Genomic DNA, 16,928 nt, shown 5'->3' on the forward strand with positions numbered 1-16,928 from the left:
CGTGGCAACTTCCGATGCCGGCGCAAGCGCCCCGCCCGACGAGCCGGCGCGTCGGGTCAAGAAAACCATGCAGCAGGCCAAGAAGGCGTCCCGGGCGGGACGCGACCTGCCCGCCGCGATCGCGGTCGGCGCAAGCATCGGCGGCGTGCTCATCGCGACGCTGGTGTTCGCGCCCCGGTACTGGGTGCTCATCGTCGCCGCGGCCATCTTCGTCGCCACCCACGAGGTGGTGCGGCGGCTGCGGGAAGCCGGATACGTCATCCCGGTCATTCCGCTGCTCGCCGGCGGCCAGGCCACCGTGTGGCTGACCTGGCCTTTCCACGCCGCCGGCGCGTTGGCCGGCTTCGGTGCCACCGTCGTCATCTGCCTGTTCTGGCGGCTGTTCATGCAAGACAACAGCAAGCGGCCCGAGCCGTTCGCCGGTTCACCGTCGGCGAACTACCTGCGGGACGCGTCGGCCACCGTTTTCCTGGCCGCGTGGGTCCCGCTGTTCGCTTCCTTCGCCGCGTTGCTGGTTTACCCGAAAGACGGCGCGGGACGGGTGTTCTGCCTGATGATCACCGTCGTCGCCTCCGACGTGGGCGGATACGCCGTGGGGGTGCTGCTCGGCAAGCATCCGATGGTTCCGGCGATCAGCCCGAAGAAGTCCTGGGAGGGATTCGCCGGGTCGCTGGTCTGCGGGATCACCGCGGCGATCCTTACCGCGACCTTCCTGGCCGACAAATCGCCGCTGGTGGGGGCGCTGCTGGGCGTTATCCTGGTGCTCACCTGCACGCTCGGCGACCTGGTGGAGTCCCAGGTCAAGCGCGACCTCGGCATCAAAGACATGGGACGCCTGCTCCCCGGCCACGGCGGTCTGATGGACCGGCTCGACGGCTTACTGCCGTCGGCGGTGGCGGCGTGGGTGGTGCTCACACTGGTGCCCTGATCCGATACTGGACTGGTCATGGCCCCACAGTTGATGTTCTCCGAGCCGCGCCCGGGCAGGCCGCCGCGGCACCTGGCCGACCTCGACGCGGAAGGCCGCGCGTCGGCCGTCGCGGAGCTGGGCCTGCCGGCGTTTCGGGCCAAGCAGCTCGCGCACCAGTACTACGGCCGGCTGATCGCCGACCCGCGGCAGATGACCGACCTTCCGGCGGCCCTTCGCGACCGGGTCGCCGAGGCGATGTTCCCGACGCTGCTCACCGCGGTCGCCGAGGTCACCTGCGATGCCGGCCAGACCCGAAAGACGTTGTGGCGGGCCGTTAACGACCCTGCTGGCGCCACCGTCGAGTCGGTGCTGATGCGCTACCCGCAGCGCAACACGGTGTGCATCTCCTCGCAGGCCGGCTGCGGCATGGCGTGTCCATTCTGCGCCACCGGTCAGGGCGGGCTGACCCGTAACCTGTCTACCGCCGAGATCCTCGAACAGGTGCGTGCCGCCGCCGCGGCTCTGCGCGACGACTTCGGTGATCGGCTCTCCAACGTGGTGTTCATGGGCATGGGCGAGCCGCTGGCCAACTACGCCAGGGTGCTGGCCGCGGTACATCGCATCACCGAACCGAACCCGCACGGCTTCGGCATCTCTGCCCGCTCGGTGACGGTGTCCACGGTGGGTCTGGTCCCGGCGATCCGGAAGTTGGCCGACGAACGGCTCGGGGTGACGCTGGCGCTGTCGCTGCACGCGCCCGACGACGAACTCCGCGACACCCTCGTCCCGGTGAACAACCGCTGGAAGATTGCCGAGGCTTTGGACGCCGCCCGCTACTACGCCGACGTGACCGGTAGGCGGGTATCGGTCGAGTACGCGCTGATCCGCGACGTCAACGACCAGGAGTGGCGGGCGGACCTGTTGGGTAGGCGGCTGCGTCGTGCATTGGGGCCGCTGGTGCACGTGAACCTGATCCCGCTCAACCCGACCCCGGGCAGCGACTGGGACGCCAGCCCCAAGACGGTGGAGCGCGAATTCGTCCGCCGGGTCCGGGCGAACGGGGTGTCCTGCACGGTGCGCGACACCCGCGGTCGTGAGATCAGCGCCGCCTGCGGGCAGCTGGCCGCCGACTCCCGCTATTGACTCTGCGTCCACCAGGGAAAAGTGCGAGTAGAGCCCCTGGTGGCCGCAGAGTCATCAATATCCCAGGTGCAATGAACCGCGGCGACGGCCCACACGTTTCTCGCGCATGAGCATCTTTCGCTTGTTGTCCGCGCTCAAAGTGTTAGCCCTCGTGGCCGCCCTGATATTCGGGCTGGCCGAACCTCCGCGCGCGGTGGCCGAGGATCGTCTGCAGTTCACCGGGATAACCCTCAGCGGCGCGCCGTTCAACGGCGCCAGCCTGCAGGGCAAGCCGGCGGTGCTGTGGTTCTGGACGCCGTGGTGTCCGTTCTGCAACGCAGAGGCTCCTTCTCTCAGCCAGGTCGCGGCCGCCAATCCGCGCGTCACCTTCATCGGCATCGCGGCGCACTCGGACGTCGGTGCGATGCAGAACTTCGTCTCCAAGTACAACCTGAACTTCACCAACCTCAACGACGCCGACGGCTCGATCTGGGCCCGCTACAACGTCCCCTGGCAGCCGGCGTGGGTGTTCTATCGGGCCGACGGCAGCTCGACGTTCATCAACAACCCCACGTCGGCGATGTCCCAGCAGGAGCTGTCGGGCCGCGTCGCCGCGCTGACGTCATAGCCGTGGATCAGGGCCTGGTCGGTCTGGCCTTCGCCGCCGGGTTGGTGGCCGCGCTGAACCCGTGCGGGTTTGCCATGCTGCCCGCCTACCTGGTCCTGGTGGTGGGCGGGCAGCAATCCGAACGGCGGGGACTGGCGCCCATCGGCCGGGCGCTGGCGGCCACCGTGGAGATGGCGCTCGGCTTCCTGACGGTATTCGGGTTGTTCGGCGCGCTGACCATATCGGCGGCCACGACCGTGCAGCGGTACCTGCCGTACGGGACCGTGGTGATCGGCATTGTGCTTGTCGCGCTTGGGGTCTGGCTGCTGTCGGGTCGGGAGCTCACCGCGCTGACGCCCCGGCCCCTCGGCCCACGGTGGGCGCCGGGCGCGCGGGGGCTCATAGGCATGTACGGGTACGGCGTCAGCTATGCGGTCGCCTCGCTGTCGTGCACCATCGGGCCGTTCCTGGCGGTCACCGCCGCCGGCCTTCGGAGCGGATCGATCGTCACGGGCGCGGCGATCTACCTCGCCTATGTCGGGGGACTGAGCCTGGTCGTCGGCGTGCTTGCCATCGCCGCCGCGACGGCCAGCTCGACCGTGGCCGACCGCTTGCGGCGAGTCCTGCCGTTCGTCAACCGGATCGGCGGCGCCCTGCTGGTGCTGGTCGGGCTGTACGTGGCCTACTACGGGGTCTACGAGCTGCGTCTGTTCAATACCAACGCGAATCCCCAGGATGCGGTGATCGCGGCAGCCGGCCGGCTGCAGGGCGCGCTGGCCGGCTGGGTGCACCAGCATGGCGTGTGGCCGTGGGTTGCGGCGTTGTCCGTGCTGATCGTCGGCGCATTCGCCGGCACTTGGTACCGACGGGCGCGGTAGCACCACTGCGACACTTGAGGTGACACTAAAATGATGTCAGCATGACGTCATGGAACTGCAACCCTACGTCGACGCCGTCCGCCACGAGCTGAACACGGCAGCCGCCGGCGCGGACGCGCGGGACCTGGCCGACCGGCTGAGCGCCCCGCTGGAATCGGCTATGCGGCTGGCGCTGCTGGAAGCTCTGTCGGCCGCCGCCGAAGAAATCACCCGCGAGCTGGCGCCCCGGTCCGTGGACGTCCGGCTGCGGGGCCGCGACCCGGAGTTCATCGTCAGCGCGCCGCTCGACGAAGCACCTGATGACACCGCGTTCGTCGCCCAAGTCGCCCAATACGACGACGACAGCGGCGGCACCTGGCGGGTCACCCTGCGCCTCCCCGAGGGGCTGCGGTCGGCGGTCGAGGCGGCCGCTCGCCGCGACGGGGCGTCGCTGAACTCCTGGCTGGTGCGCGCGGCGGCCATAGCCAGCCAAGGTGCCAGTCAGGGGGCCGGATCCGAGTCCGGCCGCTCCGCCCGCGCTTCCGGCCACCGCGTGACCGGCTGGGTGCGCTGACGCCACCGAAGACGCCATCAACGAAGGAGAACGAACATGCCGACCTTTGACACCCCCGAGCCGATCGCCGTCCGGATCGAAGCCGGCGGCGGATCGATCCGGCTCGTCGCGACCGACCGCGCCGACACCGTCGTCGACGTGCGGCCCCGCGACGAATCGCGGAATTCCGACGTCTGGGCCGCCGAGCACACCAGGGTGGACTTCCACGACGGCAGGCTGGCCGTATTGGGCCCCAAACGCGCCTTGCCGCTCGTCCGGGGCGGGGCCATCGACGTCGAGATCGCGCTGCCGTCACGGTCGCGGGTGCACGCGTCGCTGGCCTCGGCCGACCTGCGCGCCGAGGGCGACTTCGGCGACTTCCGGGTCGCCTCGGGCAGCGGAGACGTCGACGTCGACTCCGTCACGGGAAAGGTCAAGGTGGCCAACGCATCCGGGTCGCTCACCCTGCGCGCCGCGGAAGGCGCCGTGTCGGTGGCGACCGCGTCGGGTGATGTGACGGTCGGGGATCTCGACGGCGACTTGAAGTTCAAGGCCGCCAGCGGCTCGCTCACCGTCGACCGGTTGCGCGGCTACGTGAAGTCGCGGACCGCGTCGGGATCGGTGGACGTCGCGGCCGCCGTCCGCGGCGGCGTATCGGCCCACACCAGCAGCGGCGAGGTCACGGTCGGGGTTGTCGAGGGCAGCGCGGCCCGGCTGGACATCGTCACCGCATCCGGAGACGTCAGCAACGACCTGCGGCCGTCGGACGGCCCGCAGCAGGGCGACGAGACCTTCGTCCTGAACGTGCGCAGCGGCTCCGGAGACGTCAACATCCGCCGGGCGAACCCGGCGACGGCTACCTGATCCAGCCGCGCCGGCGGCCCCACCAATCGCGCACCAGCACGAACAGCGTCAGCGCGGCGAATCCGATCAGGAACCAGTTCTCGACGTGACCGACGTGGTTGCCGCGCAGCATCGCCAGCAGAAATATGAAGATGACCACCCCGGTGGTGTGCCAGGTGCGGATGTTGATCCTGCTCCACCCCCAGGCCGCCGACGGCACCTCGGCGACGTCGACGCCGTTGAAGTGCTCGACCTCGGTACTGGCCACGGCGAATCCCCTTCGGATCGGATCGGCTTCTGCCACAGATTCTGGCACACCCGCCGCGCGGCGCCGCACGGCACAATGGGTGAGTGACCAACCCGACCGCCGACGGCCGCCTGCGCGTGCTGGTGCTGGGCAGCACCGGCTCGATCGGCACCCAGGCGCTGGAGGTCATCGCGGCCAACCCGGACCGCTTCGAGGTGGTAGGCCTGGCCGCCGGGGGCGCGAACCCGGACACGCTGGCGCGCCAGCGCGCCGAGACCGGCGTCACCAACGTCGCGATCGCCGACGAGCGCGCGGCGGCCAAGCTCGGTGACGTCCCCTTCACGGGGCCCGACGCGGTCACCCGGCTGGTCGAGGAGACCGACGCCGACGTCGTGCTCAACGCGCTGGTCGGGGCGCTGGGCCTGCGACCGACCCTGGCCGCGCTGGCCTCCGGGGCCCGGCTGGCGCTGGCCAACAAGGAATCGCTGATCGCCGGCGGTCCGCTGGTGTTGCGGGCGGCGCGGCCGGGGCAGATCGTGCCCGTCGACTCCGAACACTCCGCGCTGGCCCAGTGCCTGCGCTGTGGCGCGCCCGACGAGGTCGCCAGGCTGGTGCTGACCGCCTCCGGCGGGCCGTTTCGCGGCTGGACGGCCGCCGATCTCGAGGCCGTCACCCCCGAGCAGGCCGGCGCCCACCCGACCTGGTCGATGGGCCCGATGAACACCCTGAACTCCGCGTCGCTGGTCAACAAGGGGCTCGAGCTCATCGAAACCCACCTGCTGTTCGGCGTTCCCTACGACCGCATCGACGTCGTCGTGCACCCCCAGTCGATTGTTCATTCGATGGTCACCTTCGTCGACGGCTCGACGATCGCCCAGGCCAGCCCCCCGGACATGAGGCTGCCGATTTCGCTGGCGCTGGGCTGGCCGCACCGGGTGCCCGGGGCGGCCCTAAGCTGCGACTTCACGACCGCCGCTAGCTGGGAATTCGAGCCGCTGGACAGCGATGTCTTCCCCGCGGTCGAGTTGGCCCGGCACGCCGGGCAGGCCGGCGGCTGCATGACCGCCGTCTACAACGCCGCCAACGAAGAGGCAGCGGCGGCCTTCCTCGAAGGCCGCATCGGTTTCCCGGCAATCGTCAGGACCATCGCCGACGTGCTGCACGCCGCCGACCAATGGGCCGCTTCACCGGCTACCGTGGATGACGTACTCGACGCGCAACGCTGGGCCCGCGAGCGCGCGCAGCGGGCGGTCACACAGGAGGTCCTACCAACCCGATGATGTTCGCTATCGGCATCGTGCTGTTCGCGCTCGCCATCCTGATCTCGGTGGCCCTGCACGAGTGCGGCCACATGTGGGTCGCCCGCGCCACCGGCATGAAGGTGCGCCGCTATTTCGTCGGCTTCGGCCCCACGCTGTGGTCGACCCGGCGCGGCGAAACCGAGTACGGCGTCAAGGCCGTTCCGCTGGGCGGGTTCTGCGACATCGCCGGCATGACCCCGGTCGAGGACCTGGCGCCCGAGGAAGCCGACCGCGCCATGTACAAGCAGAAGACCTGGAAGCGCGTCGCGGTGCTGTTCGCCGGCCCCGGGATGAACTTCGTCATCTGCCTGGTGCTGATCTACGGCATCGCGCTGGTCTGGGGGTTGCCCAACCTGCACCCGCCCACCAAGGCCGTGGTCGGCGAAACCGCTTGTGTGGCACCGGAAGTGGCGCCGGGCAAGGTCGGGGACTGCACCGGGCCCGGTCCGGCGGCGCTCGCCGGGATTCGCGCCGGCGACGTCGTCGTCAAGGTCGGCGACACCCCGGTGTCCAGCTTCGAGGACATGGCCGCCGCGGTGCGTAAGCTGCGCGGCACCGTGCCGATTGTCGTCGAGCGGGGCGGCACCACGGTCACCGCCTACGTCGACATCACGCCCACCCAACGCTTTGTCGCCAACGGGCAGGGCGGTCAGCCCCAGCCCGCCACGGTCGGCGCCATCGGCGTCGGGGCCGTCCGGCAGGGGCCCGCGCACTACGGCGTCCTGTCGGCGATACCGGCCACCTTCGCCTTCACCGGGGACCTGACCGTCGAGGTGGGCAAGTCGCTGGTCACGATCCCGACGAAGGTCGGGGCGCTGGTGCACGCCATCGGCGGCGGGCAACGCGACCCGCAGACGCCGATGAGCGTCGTCGGGGCCAGCATCATCGGCGGCGACACCGTCGACCACGGGCTGTGGGTGGCATTCTGGTTCTTCCTGGCCCAGCTGAACCTCATCCTGGGCGCGATCAACCTGGTGCCGCTGCTGCCCTTCGACGGCGGCCACATTGCCATCGCCGTGTTCGAGAAGATCCGCAACCTCATCCGGTCGGCCCGTGGCATGGTCGCGGCCGCGCCGGTGAACTATCTCAAGCTGATGCCCGCCACGTACGTGGTGTTGGTGTTGGTGGTCGGCTACATGCTGCTGACCGTGACCGCCGACCTGGTCAACCCGATCAGGCTCTTCCAGTGACGTCCATTGGCCTGGGCATGCCGGAGGCGCCGGCGCCGACGCTGGCCCCGCGGCGCCCCACGCGCCAACTGATGGTCCGCGACGTCGGGGTCGGCAGCGACTACCCGATCTCGGTGCAGTCGATGTGCACCACCAAGACCCACGACGTCAACTCGACACTGCAGCAGATCGCCGAGCTGACCGCGGCCGGTTGCGACATCGTGCGGGTGGCCTGCCCGCGCCAGGAGGACGCCGACGCGCTGGCCGAGATCGCCCGGCACAGCCAGATCCCGGTGATCGCCGACATCCACTTCCAGCCGAAGTACATCTTCGCCGCCATCGACGCCGGCTGCGCGGCGGTGCGGGTAAACCCCGGCAACATCAAGGAATTCGACGGCCGCGTCGGCGAGGTGGCCAAGGCCGCCGCGGCGGCCGGCATCCCGATCCGCATCGGCGTCAACGCCGGCTCGCTGGACAAGCGGTTCATGGCCAAGTACGGCAAGGCCACGCCCGAGGCGCTGGTCGAGTCGGCGCTGTGGGAGGCCTCGCTGTTCGAGGAGCACGGCTTTTCCGACATCAAGATCAGCGTCAAGCACAACGACCCCGTCGTGATGGTCGCGGCCTACGAGCAGCTGGCCGCCCAGTGCGACTACCCGCTGCACCTCGGCGTCACCGAGGCCGGTCCCGCCTTCCAGGGCACCATCAAGTCGGCGGTGGCGTTCGGGGCGCTGCTATCGCGGGGCATCGGCGACACCATCCGGGTGTCGCTGAGCGCGCCGCCGGTCGAGGAGGTCAAGGTCGGCAGCCAGATCCTCGAGTCGTTGAACCTGCGGCCGCGGTCGCTGGAGATCGTGTCCTGCCCGTCGTGCGGTCGCGCGCAGGTCGACGTCTACACCCTGGCCAACGCGGTCACCGCCGGCCTGGACGGCCTCGACGTGCCGCTGCGGGTGGCCGTGATGGGCTGCGTCGTCAACGGTCCGGGCGAGGCCCGCGAGGCCGACCTGGGCGTCGCGTCGGGAAATGGCAAGGGGCAGATCTTCGTTCGGGGCGAGGTGATCAAGACCGTGCCCGAAGCCCAGATCGTCGAGACGCTGATCGAGGAGGCCATGCGGTTGGCCTCGAAAATGGGAACCGATCCTGGAGCAGAAACGAGCGGTTCGCCGATTGTGACCGTAAGCTGAGAGGGACCAGTGCCTCTGCACTGGTCGTCATTTCGCACCACAGGGAGTTCGCCCGATGTCGGCTCCGCCCATCTTTCGCCTTGTCGGCGACCGGCGGGTGTCCGTGGTGCGTGATGCCGCCGCCGTGTGGCGGGTCCTCGACCACGACCCGGTCGGCTCGTGCATGGTCGCGGCCCGCGTCGCGGACCACGGCATCGACCCCAATTCGATCGGCGGGGAACTGTGGACCCGCCGCGGCCCGGACGAGTCGCTGTGCTTCGCCGGCGCCAACCTCATGCCGCTGCGCGGCGCCCCGGCCGACCTGAGCGCCTTCGCCGACGAGGCGATGAGCGGGACGCGGCGGTGCTCGTCGCTGGTCGGCAGGGCGCACCTGGTGATGCCGATGTGGGAGCGGCTGGAGCCGGCATGGGGCCCGGCGCGCGACGTGCGCGACGACCAGCCGCTGATGGCGCTCACCACCCACCCGAACTGCGACATCGACCCCGCGGTGCGGCAGGTCCGCCCCGACGAGCTGGACGCCTACCTGGTGGCCGCCGTGGACATGTTCATCGGCGAAGTGGGCGTCGACCCGCGGCTCGGCGACGGTGGTCGCGGCTACCGCCGACGGGTGGCCAGCCTGATCGCGGCGGGCCGGGCCTGGGCCCGCTTCGAGCGCGGTCAGGTCGTCTTCAAGGCCGAGGTCGGCTCGCAGTCTCCGGGGGTCAGTCAGATCCAAGGGGTTTGGGTGCATCCGGAGTGGCGCGGCCTGGGCCTGGGCACCGCCGGCACCGCCACGGTGGCCGCCGTGATTGTCGGCAGCGGCCGCATCGCCAGCCTGTACGTGAACAACTTCAACACGGTGGCGCGCGCCGCGTATGCCCGGGTGGGCTTCGCCGAGGTCGGCACCTTCGCGACGGTGTTGCTGGACTGAGTGCCCGCCACCCCGCCGAGCGCCACCTCGCCGAGCGCCACGCTAGCGTGACGCTCGGCGATCAACGCCACGCTAGCGTGACGTTCGGCGGAGCAGCCGCGCGATAACGGTTAGGTCTCGGTGTGTCTGCGCCGGTATCGGAGCCACAGTTCTTAACATCAGCACCGATGGCAACAGAAACAACACTAGCCTCATCCGTCTCAGGTCTACTGCTCGTCGCGGTGATCGCCCTGTCCGGATGCACTCCGCGGCCCGACGGACCCGGACCGGCCGCCGAGAAGTTCTTCGGCGCCTTGGCCGTCGGGGACACCGCGACCGCGGCCCAGCTCAGCGACAACCCCAACGAGGCCCGCGAGGCGCTCAACGCGGCCTGGGCCGGGCTGCAGGCCACCCACCTCGACGCGCAGATTCTCGGCGCCAAGTACGCCGAGGACACCGGCACGGTCAACTATCGCTTCACCTGGCACCTGCCCAAGAACCGGACCTGGAGCTACGACGGCCACCTGAGGATGGCCCGCGACGAGGGGCGCTGGGAGGTTCGGTGGGCCGCGACCGGGCTGCACCCCAGGCTGGGTGAGCACCAGACGTTCGCGTTGCGGGCCGACCCGCCGCGGCGCGCCTCGGTGAACGAACTCGGCGGCAGCGACGTGCTCGCGCCGGGCTACCTGTATCACTACACGCTGGACGCCACCCAGGCCGGCAACGGGGCTGCCCTGATCGGGACGGCTCACGCGGTGGTCGACGTGCTACACCCCTTCAACAACGCGCTGGCCGACCCGCAGCTGCTGGCCGAACAGGCCAGTTCGGCGACCCAGCCGACGGACCTGGTCACGCTGCACCCCGACGACAACGACAAGGTCTTCCCGGTGATCGGCAGGCTGCCCGGCATCGTGGTCACCCCGCAGGCCGAAATGTTGCCGACCGACCCGCATTTCGCGTCGGCCGTCGTCGGTGAGGTGAAGAAGGCCGTGATGGACCAACTCGACGGCCAGGCGGGCTGGCGGGTGGTCAGCGTCAATCAGAACGGCGTCGACGTCGCCGTGCTGCACGAGGTCGAAGGGTCGCCGGCGCCGTCGGTGTCGATCACCCTGGACCGGGCGGTGCAGAACGCCGCGCAGCGTGCCGTGGACACCCGGGGCGGCAAGGCGATGATGGTCGTGATCAAGCCGTCGACCGGGGAGATCCTGGCGATCGCGCAGAACAGGGGCGCCGACGCCGACGGCCTGATCGCCACCAATGGCCTGTTCCCGCCGGGGTCGACCTTCAAGATGGTCACCGCCGGGGCCGCCGTCGAGCGCGACATGGCCACGCCCAACACGATGTTGGGCTGTCCCGGCCGCATCGACATCGGGCACCGCACGATCCCCAATTACGGCGGCTTCGATCTGGGCGTGGTGTCGATGTCGCGCGCGTTCGCCAGTTCCTGCAACACCACGTTCGCCGAGCTGAGTAGCAGGATGCCGCCCCGCGGCCTGACGCAGGCGGCCACCCGCTACGGCATCGGGCTGGACTACACGGTGGACGGCATCACCACGGTGACCGGGTCGGTGCCGCCGACGGTGGACCTCGCCGAGCGCACCGAAGACGGCTTCGGCCAGGGCAAGGTGCTGGTCAGCCCATTCGGCATGGCCCTGGTCGCAGCGACCATCGCCGCCGGGAAAACCCCAGTGCCGCAGCTGATCGCCGGGCGGCCGACGACGGTCGAGGGTGACGACACCCCGATCTCACCGAAGATGGTCGACGCGCTACGGCCGATGATGCGGCTGGTGGTGACCAACGGGACCGCCAAGGAGATCGCCGGCTGCTGCGGCGAGGTGTACGGGAAGACCGGCGAGGCCGAGTTCCCGGGCGGATCGCATTCCTGGTTCGCCGGATACCGCGGCGACCTGGCGTTCGCGGCGCTCATCGTCGGGGGAGGCAGCTCGGAATACGCGGTCCGGATGACCAAGGTGATGTTCGAATCGCTGCCGCGGGACTACTTGGCCTAGGGCCAATGCCGCGGCCGCTCTGCCGGCGAGTTCGTTCTTCGCAGCGGCGAACAGATGGTGGACATGCTGACCTGCGAGAGCTGGTGGCCCAGGTTGCTGGGGGCCATCGGACCTGCGATTAACAGGCTCTGGACCATGTCCTTTGTCTATGTGGGCAGCGCCAGCGACCGCCGCAAGGACGCGCCCGGCGAAGGAACGCCGCATGTCGTGTTGACCGGGCGGGTGGTCTGCGGCTCGGTGGTCATCCGGGGACCGCGGCGTTCGTTTCTGCGCCGCCAGCGAGGTTCGATAGCGGGGCTGGCCGCATCGAGTGTGCGTTGATGGCGTGGCGTGTGTCTGTAGGGCGGGAAGACGGCCGGATTCCCGCCCTACAGACACACTGAAGGCCGCTGATGCACACTCAATGCCGAATTGGACCGCACCGCACGCTTCCGCGCCGCCGCCGGGTAGGGCGTCATTAAGATCACTTAATGAAAGTGCCTGTAATAGAGGATTTTTGGTCTTGCAGCGCCGGCGGCACGACCGAGCCTTCGGTACAGAGCACTCTTGAGGCACGGAAACGGATGCCAACCGGCGGCGCCAAGTAATCCTTATCGGTGGCCGATTCGCCCGTCACTGCCGCGGCCCGCGTGATTGCGACGTCAGCTACTTTCGTGCGCGGCTGTATGTCGCCGAGCAGCACACGCGCCACCCACTCGACATGGCTGACCAATTCCTCCAAAGTCATTCTGCCGGTGAGCAACCCGATCAGCGCGCCGGTCAACGCGCCGCTGAGACCGAAAGCGACGTGTCGAAGATCTTCCGGCGCGACAACGTCGACGAGGCGATCGAGAATCTCGGCGTTCGTGCACAACATTTGGTTGATCGCGACTTTCGCCCCGGGCTCGGTGGAGATGGCCAACTGCACCGTCAACGCGGTCATCTCAAGGTCAACATGAAAGGCGTGTTGGAAGCGCCGTAAGTAGTCCAAGATGCCCGACAACGGGTCCTCGGCGGGCGGTTCGTCGGCGAGGATGGGCCGGACCACGCGATTCTGCCAGTCGTCCAGGGCCGCCGCTACGAGGTCCTCTTTGGAGCTGAAGTACTTATAGACGGTGGCCAGCGCCACTCCTGATCGCTGGGCCACGCTGCGCATCTGCACCGCCTCGACGCCGGCCTCGACGATCAGGTCGATGACCGCCTCGACGATCCTGGCCCGCCGCTTCAGCTGATTGCGGGTCACCTTCGCCAAGGGAACGTGATCGACCCGGAGGCGTTCAGACGGCGGTGGCGAAGAGGAGCCAAATGGTAAGGCGGTCACAATGCGGCCTCCTGCTCGAGTTCCGGCTGCGAGCATCGGGATGCATTGAGAAAGCGTTTCTAATGCGGGCACAATTATACGCACGACAAAGGTAGAACAGTGTTTCATTTTTGCCGTGGCGGTGACGCGCGACGTTCCGATTTCACCCGGGCCGCGGCACGCATGGCTCGCGGCCTCTCGATCGAGCGAGAGGGCCCACCCCTCCGCCCGAGAGCGCCGGCCATCTTCGCGAGATTCACTATGCGCTAAGCCGATTTTCACGACATATATCAACCTCGTTGACATATATCAGCCGCGTTGATATAAAAGACTGTATGACTCAGCCGACCCAAGAGATGTTCGAATCCGCTTATCGGGGCGAGGGCACCGAGATGGGCGAAGGCAACCGGCCGCCGTGGAGCATCGGCGAACCGCAACCCGAGATTAGGGCATTGATCGAGGCCGGGAAGTTTCACGGTGACGTGCTCGACGCCGGCTGCGGGGAGGCGGCGGTGTCGCTCTACCTGGCCGAGCGCGGCTTCACCACAGTCGGCCTGGACCAGTCGCCCACAGCCATCGCGATGGCCCGCGAAGAGGCCGCAAAGCGGGGCCTGACCAACGTCACCTTCGACGTCGCAGACATCAGTGCCTTCACCGGCTACCCGCCGGGTTCGGAGGGCCGGTTCGGCACCATCGTCGACAGCACCCTGTTCCACTCGATGCCCGTCGAGCTGCGCGATGGCTATCAGCGGTCGATCCTGCGTGCGGCGGCGCCAGGCGCGAAGTATTTCGTGCTGGTCTTCGATCGCGGCAGCATGCCGGCCGACGGACCGGCCAACCCGGTCACCGAGGACGAACTGCGCGATGTGGTTTCCAAGTACTGGGTGGTCGACGAGATCCGGCCGGCACGTATCCACGCCAACGTTCCCGAGAACTTCCTCGAGGCCTTCGAAGGCTTCGCCGGCGCCGACATCCGCGACGAGAGCAACGGCCGCAAGTCGGTGGGTGCCTGGTTGCTGTCGGCCCATCTCGGCTAACTGGGATAAATCGCGCCCGCGTGCCTGCGCAATTGGTGGTGCGCAGGCACGCGCAACGCTTTTTGCGGCTGCGGCAAGAGCGCTCGCGCGCGACGCGGTACGCGTCCCGACCCGATCACCACGCCGGCGTCGGTCCTTGGCGCCAAGCTATGACGGGTTCGTCAAGCCAAGGCAGGATTCGCTCCGCCGCGCGCGTACGGCACGACGGCCCAGTTCTTTCCGATGAAAGTCGGCTCGTGGTTCTCCTTATGTCGTGCTAATATTTCGCACGCATTAGAAAATGCTTTCTCAATGCATCCCGATGCTCGCAGCCGGAACTCGAGCAGGAGGCCGCATTGTCACCGCGTCACAGTAGGCGCCGCGTAAACACCCCCGAGTCGATCAGGCTCAGCCCTTTCCCTCGGCAAAGGTGACCCGCAATCAGCTGAAGCGGCGGGCCACGATCGTCGATGCGTTCATCGACCTCATCGTCGAAGCCGGCGCCGAGGCGACGCAGATGCGCAACGGGCAGGGCCGCGTGGTCCGCGTGACGTCCGATGCTGTCTGATCCGGCCGCTGCGGCGTGGGTCGTCGCCGGTCGGCCCTCCGTACACGCGCACTCACCGCTGATTGGCCGCTGCGCGCGCTGCGGCGAGCACGGACCCACAGTCAGCGGCGCGCGCGTCATCCCCGAAAAATTCACCGGCTTTGAAACCTGGCCGCTCGGGACACGCCGGCTCTGCGTACCGTGCGCATGGGCATTCAACCGCGCACCAGCCACCCAGCCCGCCCTGCTGATCACCACCGACAGCGTCAACTCCTACCTCAACGGCGCCGCGCTGGCCGAGGTGCTGACCGCCGGCGAGCTGCCCCCCACCCACGCGATCGTCTTACCGACGGCCCGGCGCCGCCACATCCTGCCCACCGCACGCTGGGGCCACCTAGCCACCGACGGCCTGGTCGTGCGCTGGGACGCCGGCGCGGCATCCAAGCTGACCAACCTCGCCTGGCTACGCACCACCGTCGGCGCCACCTGGCCCCAACTAAGCCGCTCAGCACCACCACCACGACTTTTGGCCACCCAACCACCCGAGCAGGCGTCACGGATCAGAACCGCATGGTCACTACTGGACCGCTGGCGCTGCGTCCCACCCCTGTGGGCGGCCGCCCGCGTCCTCACCAACACACCCACAGCGGCGTTGGACAACGCCCCGGCCCTCGCCACGCCCAGCGCTCCCGAACATCAGACTGGCACCTAACGCCCTAATCCGCGGTGCCAGCAGGCACGACCCACTGGCACGGTTGGCCGGTCACCGCCGAAATAAGGTCGAAGTCCGCGTCATAGTGCAGGACTGTGAGTCCGCGTTCTTCGCCGGCGGCGGCGATCAGCAGGTCAGGTATCTTGCGCCCACGCTGGCTTCGCTGAGCGAGGAGCCGCTGCACCTGAAGCGCGCGGCGATGATGCGATGCAGTCGACTCCACGAGGTCGAATGCGCCCAACGCCGCTGCGAGGCGGTCCCATTCGAGCTCATTGCGCGCGGAATATCCGACCGCGAGATCGGTGATGCGGGCGCGGGCGAGTTCGCCCGCGGCGGCGAGCGGCTCGACTACTTGCCGCACTGCGGGCCAGCCGAGTCGTTTGATCACGCTGGTGTCTATGAGATGCGTCAGCGCCATGCCGCGGCGCGATCGGATGACGGTGCGGCGGCCAGTGAGTCGAGCGCGGCGGCCACGCGCTGCGCTCGGTGGGATGTGGTGAGGCGCAGAGCGGCGTTCACCGTCTCTTTAATCGTGCTTGTTCCCAGTTCTGCGCGAGCCATGTCCAGTGCCTGCTCGTCGATGTCGACCAGATGCTTTGCCACGAAGCCAGTATATATTGATGGCAGCTCGATATATACGCGACGGCCGGGGTCGCGGGAGGCCCTCCGGCGCGGCTCCTCGAGTGTGCGTCGACGGCGTCGAGCGTGCGCTGAGGGCGGGAAAACTGACGAATCGCCGCCCCACGTTCACGCTCGACGGCCAACCCGACGATCGTCGCCGCGAAGGAAGCGCGATTAAGCTAGCGGCATGCCTGCCCGCACCGCCCTGTCACCCGGAGTGATCTCCCCGACCCTGCCGGTGCCCGCCCGCATCCCGCGCCCCGAATACGTCGGCAAGCCGACCGCCCGGGAGGGCAGCGAGCCGTGGGTGCAGACCTCGGAGGTGATCGAGAAGATGCGCGTCGCCGGCCGGATCGCGGCCGGCGCGCTGGCCGAGGCGGGCAAGGCGGTCGCGCCCGGGGTGACGACGGACGAGCTGGACCGGATCGCCCACGAGTACATGGTCGACAACGGGGCCTACCCCTCGACCTTGGGCTACAAGGGATTCCCGAAGTCGTGCTGCACGTCGCTCAACGAGGTCATCTGCCACGGCATCCCCGACTCGACGGTGATCGAGGACGGCGACATCGTCAACATCGACGTCACCGCCTACATCGACGGCGTGCACGGCGACACCAACGCGACCTTCCTGGCCGGCGACGTCTCCGAGGAACACCGGCTGCTCGTGGAGCGCACCCGCGAGGCGACGACGCGCGCGATCAACGCCGTCAAGCCCGGCCGCGCGCTGTCGGTGATCGGCCGTGTCATCGAGTCGTATGCAAATCGGTTCGGCTACAACGTTGTTCGTGACTTCACCGGTCACGGTATCGGCACCACGTTCCACAACGGGCTGGTCGTGTTGCACTACGACCAGCCCGCCGTGTCGACGATCATGCAGCCGGGGATGACGTTCACCATCGAACCGATGATCAATCTCGGCTCGCTGGACTACGAGATCTGGGATGACGGCTGGACCGTGGCCACCAGGGACCGCAAGTGGACCGCGCAGTTCGAGCACACCCTGCTGGTCACCGACACCGGCGTCGAGATCCTCACGTGCCTCTAGCGCGAGCAGACACAGAATCG

19 protein-coding genes and 1 pseudogene are annotated in these 16,928 nt (G+C 68.6%); 16 read left to right on the forward strand and 4 right to left on the reverse strand.

Annotated features, from left to right (window positions below):
• Position 1: 1 nt before the first annotated feature.
• The 6 genes from K3U93_RS08115 to K3U93_RS08140 all read left to right on the forward strand — a co-directional run bounded on the left by K3U93_RS08115 (position 2) and on the right by K3U93_RS08140 (position 4,913).
• Entirely contained in the window at positions 2 to 928 is a 927-nt protein-coding gene (locus tag K3U93_RS08115; RefSeq protein ID WP_071510281.1) for a phosphatidate cytidylyltransferase, read from the forward strand.
• A gap of 18 nt (positions 929 to 946) precedes the next feature.
• Positions 947 to 2,053 carry a dual-specificity RNA methyltransferase RlmN gene (gene rlmN / locus K3U93_RS08120; protein WP_071510280.1) on the forward strand — a complete coding sequence of 369 codons (1,107 nt, stop codon included), beginning with the start codon at positions 947 to 949 and terminating at the stop codon, positions 2,051 to 2,053.
• Between the two features lie 106 nt (positions 2,054 to 2,159).
• On the forward strand, positions 2,160 to 2,660 hold the full coding sequence (dsbE, locus tag K3U93_RS08125) for a disulfide bond-forming protein DsbE (RefSeq protein ID WP_071510279.1): 501 nt from the start codon (positions 2,160 to 2,162) through the stop codon (positions 2,658 to 2,660).
• A 2-nt stretch (positions 2,661 to 2,662) separates the two neighbouring features.
• The gene (locus K3U93_RS08130; RefSeq protein ID WP_071510278.1) at positions 2,663 to 3,517 is read left to right on the forward strand and encodes a cytochrome c biogenesis CcdA family protein; all 855 of its coding nucleotides are present in this window, start codon (positions 2,663 to 2,665) and stop codon (positions 3,515 to 3,517) included.
• Positions 3,518 to 3,566: 49 nt separating this feature from the next.
• Positions 3,567 to 4,070: a histidine kinase gene (locus K3U93_RS08135; RefSeq protein ID WP_071510277.1), complete on the forward strand. Its 504-nt coding sequence runs from the start codon at positions 3,567 to 3,569 to the stop codon at positions 4,068 to 4,070.
• A 36-nt stretch (positions 4,071 to 4,106) separates the two neighbouring features.
• Positions 4,107 to 4,913 (forward strand): DUF4097 family beta strand repeat-containing protein, encoded by an 807-nt coding sequence (locus K3U93_RS08140; RefSeq protein WP_071510276.1) that lies wholly within the window; start codon positions 4,107 to 4,109, stop codon positions 4,911 to 4,913.
• Here K3U93_RS08140 and K3U93_RS08145 read toward each other — a convergent pair.
• Positions 4,906 to 5,160: a DUF2631 domain-containing protein gene (locus tag K3U93_RS08145; RefSeq protein WP_071510275.1), complete on the reverse strand. Its 255-nt coding sequence runs from the start codon at positions 5,158 to 5,160 to the stop codon at positions 4,906 to 4,908. The genes K3U93_RS08140 and K3U93_RS08145 overlap by 8 nt on opposite strands.
• Before the next feature lie 83 nt (positions 5,161 to 5,243).
• Here K3U93_RS08145 and dxr point away from each other — a divergent pair, with 83 nt between their 5' ends.
• The 6 genes and pseudogenes from dxr to K3U93_RS08175 form a co-directional block, all read left to right on the forward strand.
• On the forward strand, positions 5,244 to 6,419 hold the full coding sequence (gene dxr / locus K3U93_RS08150; protein ID WP_071510274.1) for a 1-deoxy-D-xylulose-5-phosphate reductoisomerase: 1,176 nt from the start codon (positions 5,244 to 5,246) through the stop codon (positions 6,417 to 6,419).
• Positions 6,416 to 7,630 carry a M50 family metallopeptidase gene (locus K3U93_RS08155; RefSeq protein WP_071510273.1) on the forward strand — a complete coding sequence of 405 codons (1,215 nt, stop codon included), beginning with the start codon at positions 6,416 to 6,418 and terminating at the stop codon, positions 7,628 to 7,630. The genes dxr and K3U93_RS08155 overlap by 4 nt, the downstream gene beginning before the upstream one ends.
• Before the next feature lie 17 nt (positions 7,631 to 7,647).
• Complete coding sequence (ispG, locus tag K3U93_RS08160; protein WP_071510319.1) at positions 7,648 to 8,790, forward strand: flavodoxin-dependent (E)-4-hydroxy-3-methylbut-2-enyl-diphosphate synthase; 1,143 nt, start codon at positions 7,648 to 7,650, stop codon at positions 8,788 to 8,790.
• Between the two features lie 55 nt (positions 8,791 to 8,845).
• Positions 8,846 to 9,700, forward strand: coding sequence for a GNAT family N-acetyltransferase (locus K3U93_RS08165; protein ID WP_071510272.1), 855 nt, complete (start codon positions 8,846 to 8,848; stop codon positions 9,698 to 9,700).
• Between the two features lie 167 nt (positions 9,701 to 9,867).
• Positions 9,868 to 11,688, forward strand: coding sequence for a penicillin-binding transpeptidase domain-containing protein (locus K3U93_RS08170; protein ID WP_071510271.1), 1,821 nt, complete (start codon positions 9,868 to 9,870; stop codon positions 11,686 to 11,688).
• Positions 11,689 to 11,832: 144 nt separating this feature from the next.
• Positions 11,833 to 12,009 (forward strand): annotated as a pseudogene (locus tag K3U93_RS08175) (hypothetical protein); the annotation flags it as partial.
• Between the two features lie 142 nt (positions 12,010 to 12,151).
• Here K3U93_RS08175 and K3U93_RS08180 read toward each other — a convergent pair.
• Complete coding sequence (locus K3U93_RS08180; RefSeq protein ID WP_230981616.1) at positions 12,152 to 13,249, reverse strand: TetR/AcrR family transcriptional regulator; 1,098 nt, start codon at positions 13,247 to 13,249, stop codon at positions 12,152 to 12,154.
• A gap of 53 nt (positions 13,250 to 13,302) precedes the next feature.
• Between K3U93_RS08180 and K3U93_RS08185 the strand changes: the two genes are divergently transcribed.
• The 3 genes from K3U93_RS08185 to K3U93_RS08195 all read left to right on the forward strand — a co-directional run bounded on the left by K3U93_RS08185 (position 13,303) and on the right by K3U93_RS08195 (position 15,242).
• Positions 13,303 to 14,004, forward strand: coding sequence for a class I SAM-dependent methyltransferase (locus K3U93_RS08185; RefSeq protein ID WP_071510268.1), 702 nt, complete (start codon positions 13,303 to 13,305; stop codon positions 14,002 to 14,004).
• 409 nt (positions 14,005 to 14,413) lie between these two features.
• Complete coding sequence (locus K3U93_RS08190) at positions 14,414 to 14,551, forward strand: hypothetical protein (RefSeq protein WP_176219915.1); 138 nt, start codon at positions 14,414 to 14,416, stop codon at positions 14,549 to 14,551.
• Positions 14,541 to 15,242, forward strand: coding sequence for a hypothetical protein (locus K3U93_RS08195; protein ID WP_071510267.1), 702 nt, complete (start codon positions 14,541 to 14,543; stop codon positions 15,240 to 15,242). The genes K3U93_RS08190 and K3U93_RS08195 overlap by 11 nt, the downstream gene beginning before the upstream one ends.
• 4 nt (positions 15,243 to 15,246) lie before the next feature.
• Here the strand turns inward: K3U93_RS08195 and K3U93_RS08200 are convergent, their stop codons facing one another.
• Both K3U93_RS08200 and K3U93_RS08205 read right to left on the reverse strand, forming a co-directional pair.
• Positions 15,247 to 15,660 carry a PIN domain nuclease gene (locus tag K3U93_RS08200; protein WP_071510266.1) on the reverse strand — a complete coding sequence of 138 codons (414 nt, stop codon included), beginning with the start codon at positions 15,658 to 15,660 and terminating at the stop codon, positions 15,247 to 15,249.
• On the reverse strand, positions 15,651 to 15,845 hold the full coding sequence (locus tag K3U93_RS08205) for a hypothetical protein (RefSeq protein ID WP_083009978.1): 195 nt from the start codon (positions 15,843 to 15,845) through the stop codon (positions 15,651 to 15,653). Before K3U93_RS08205 ends, K3U93_RS08200 begins: the two co-directional genes overlap by 10 nt.
• 205 nt (positions 15,846 to 16,050) lie before the next feature.
• On the opposite strand from K3U93_RS08205, the gene map reads away from it, so the two are divergent.
• Positions 16,051 to 16,908, forward strand: a complete 858-nt coding sequence (gene map / locus K3U93_RS08210) for a type I methionyl aminopeptidase (protein WP_083009979.1) — start codon at positions 16,051 to 16,053, stop codon at positions 16,906 to 16,908.
• Positions 16,909 to 16,928: the final 20 nt, after the last annotated feature.

This window comes from Mycobacterium malmoense (genome assembly GCF_019645855.1).
GTDB classification, from domain to species: domain Bacteria; phylum Actinomycetota; class Actinomycetes; order Mycobacteriales; family Mycobacteriaceae; genus Mycobacterium; species Mycobacterium malmoense.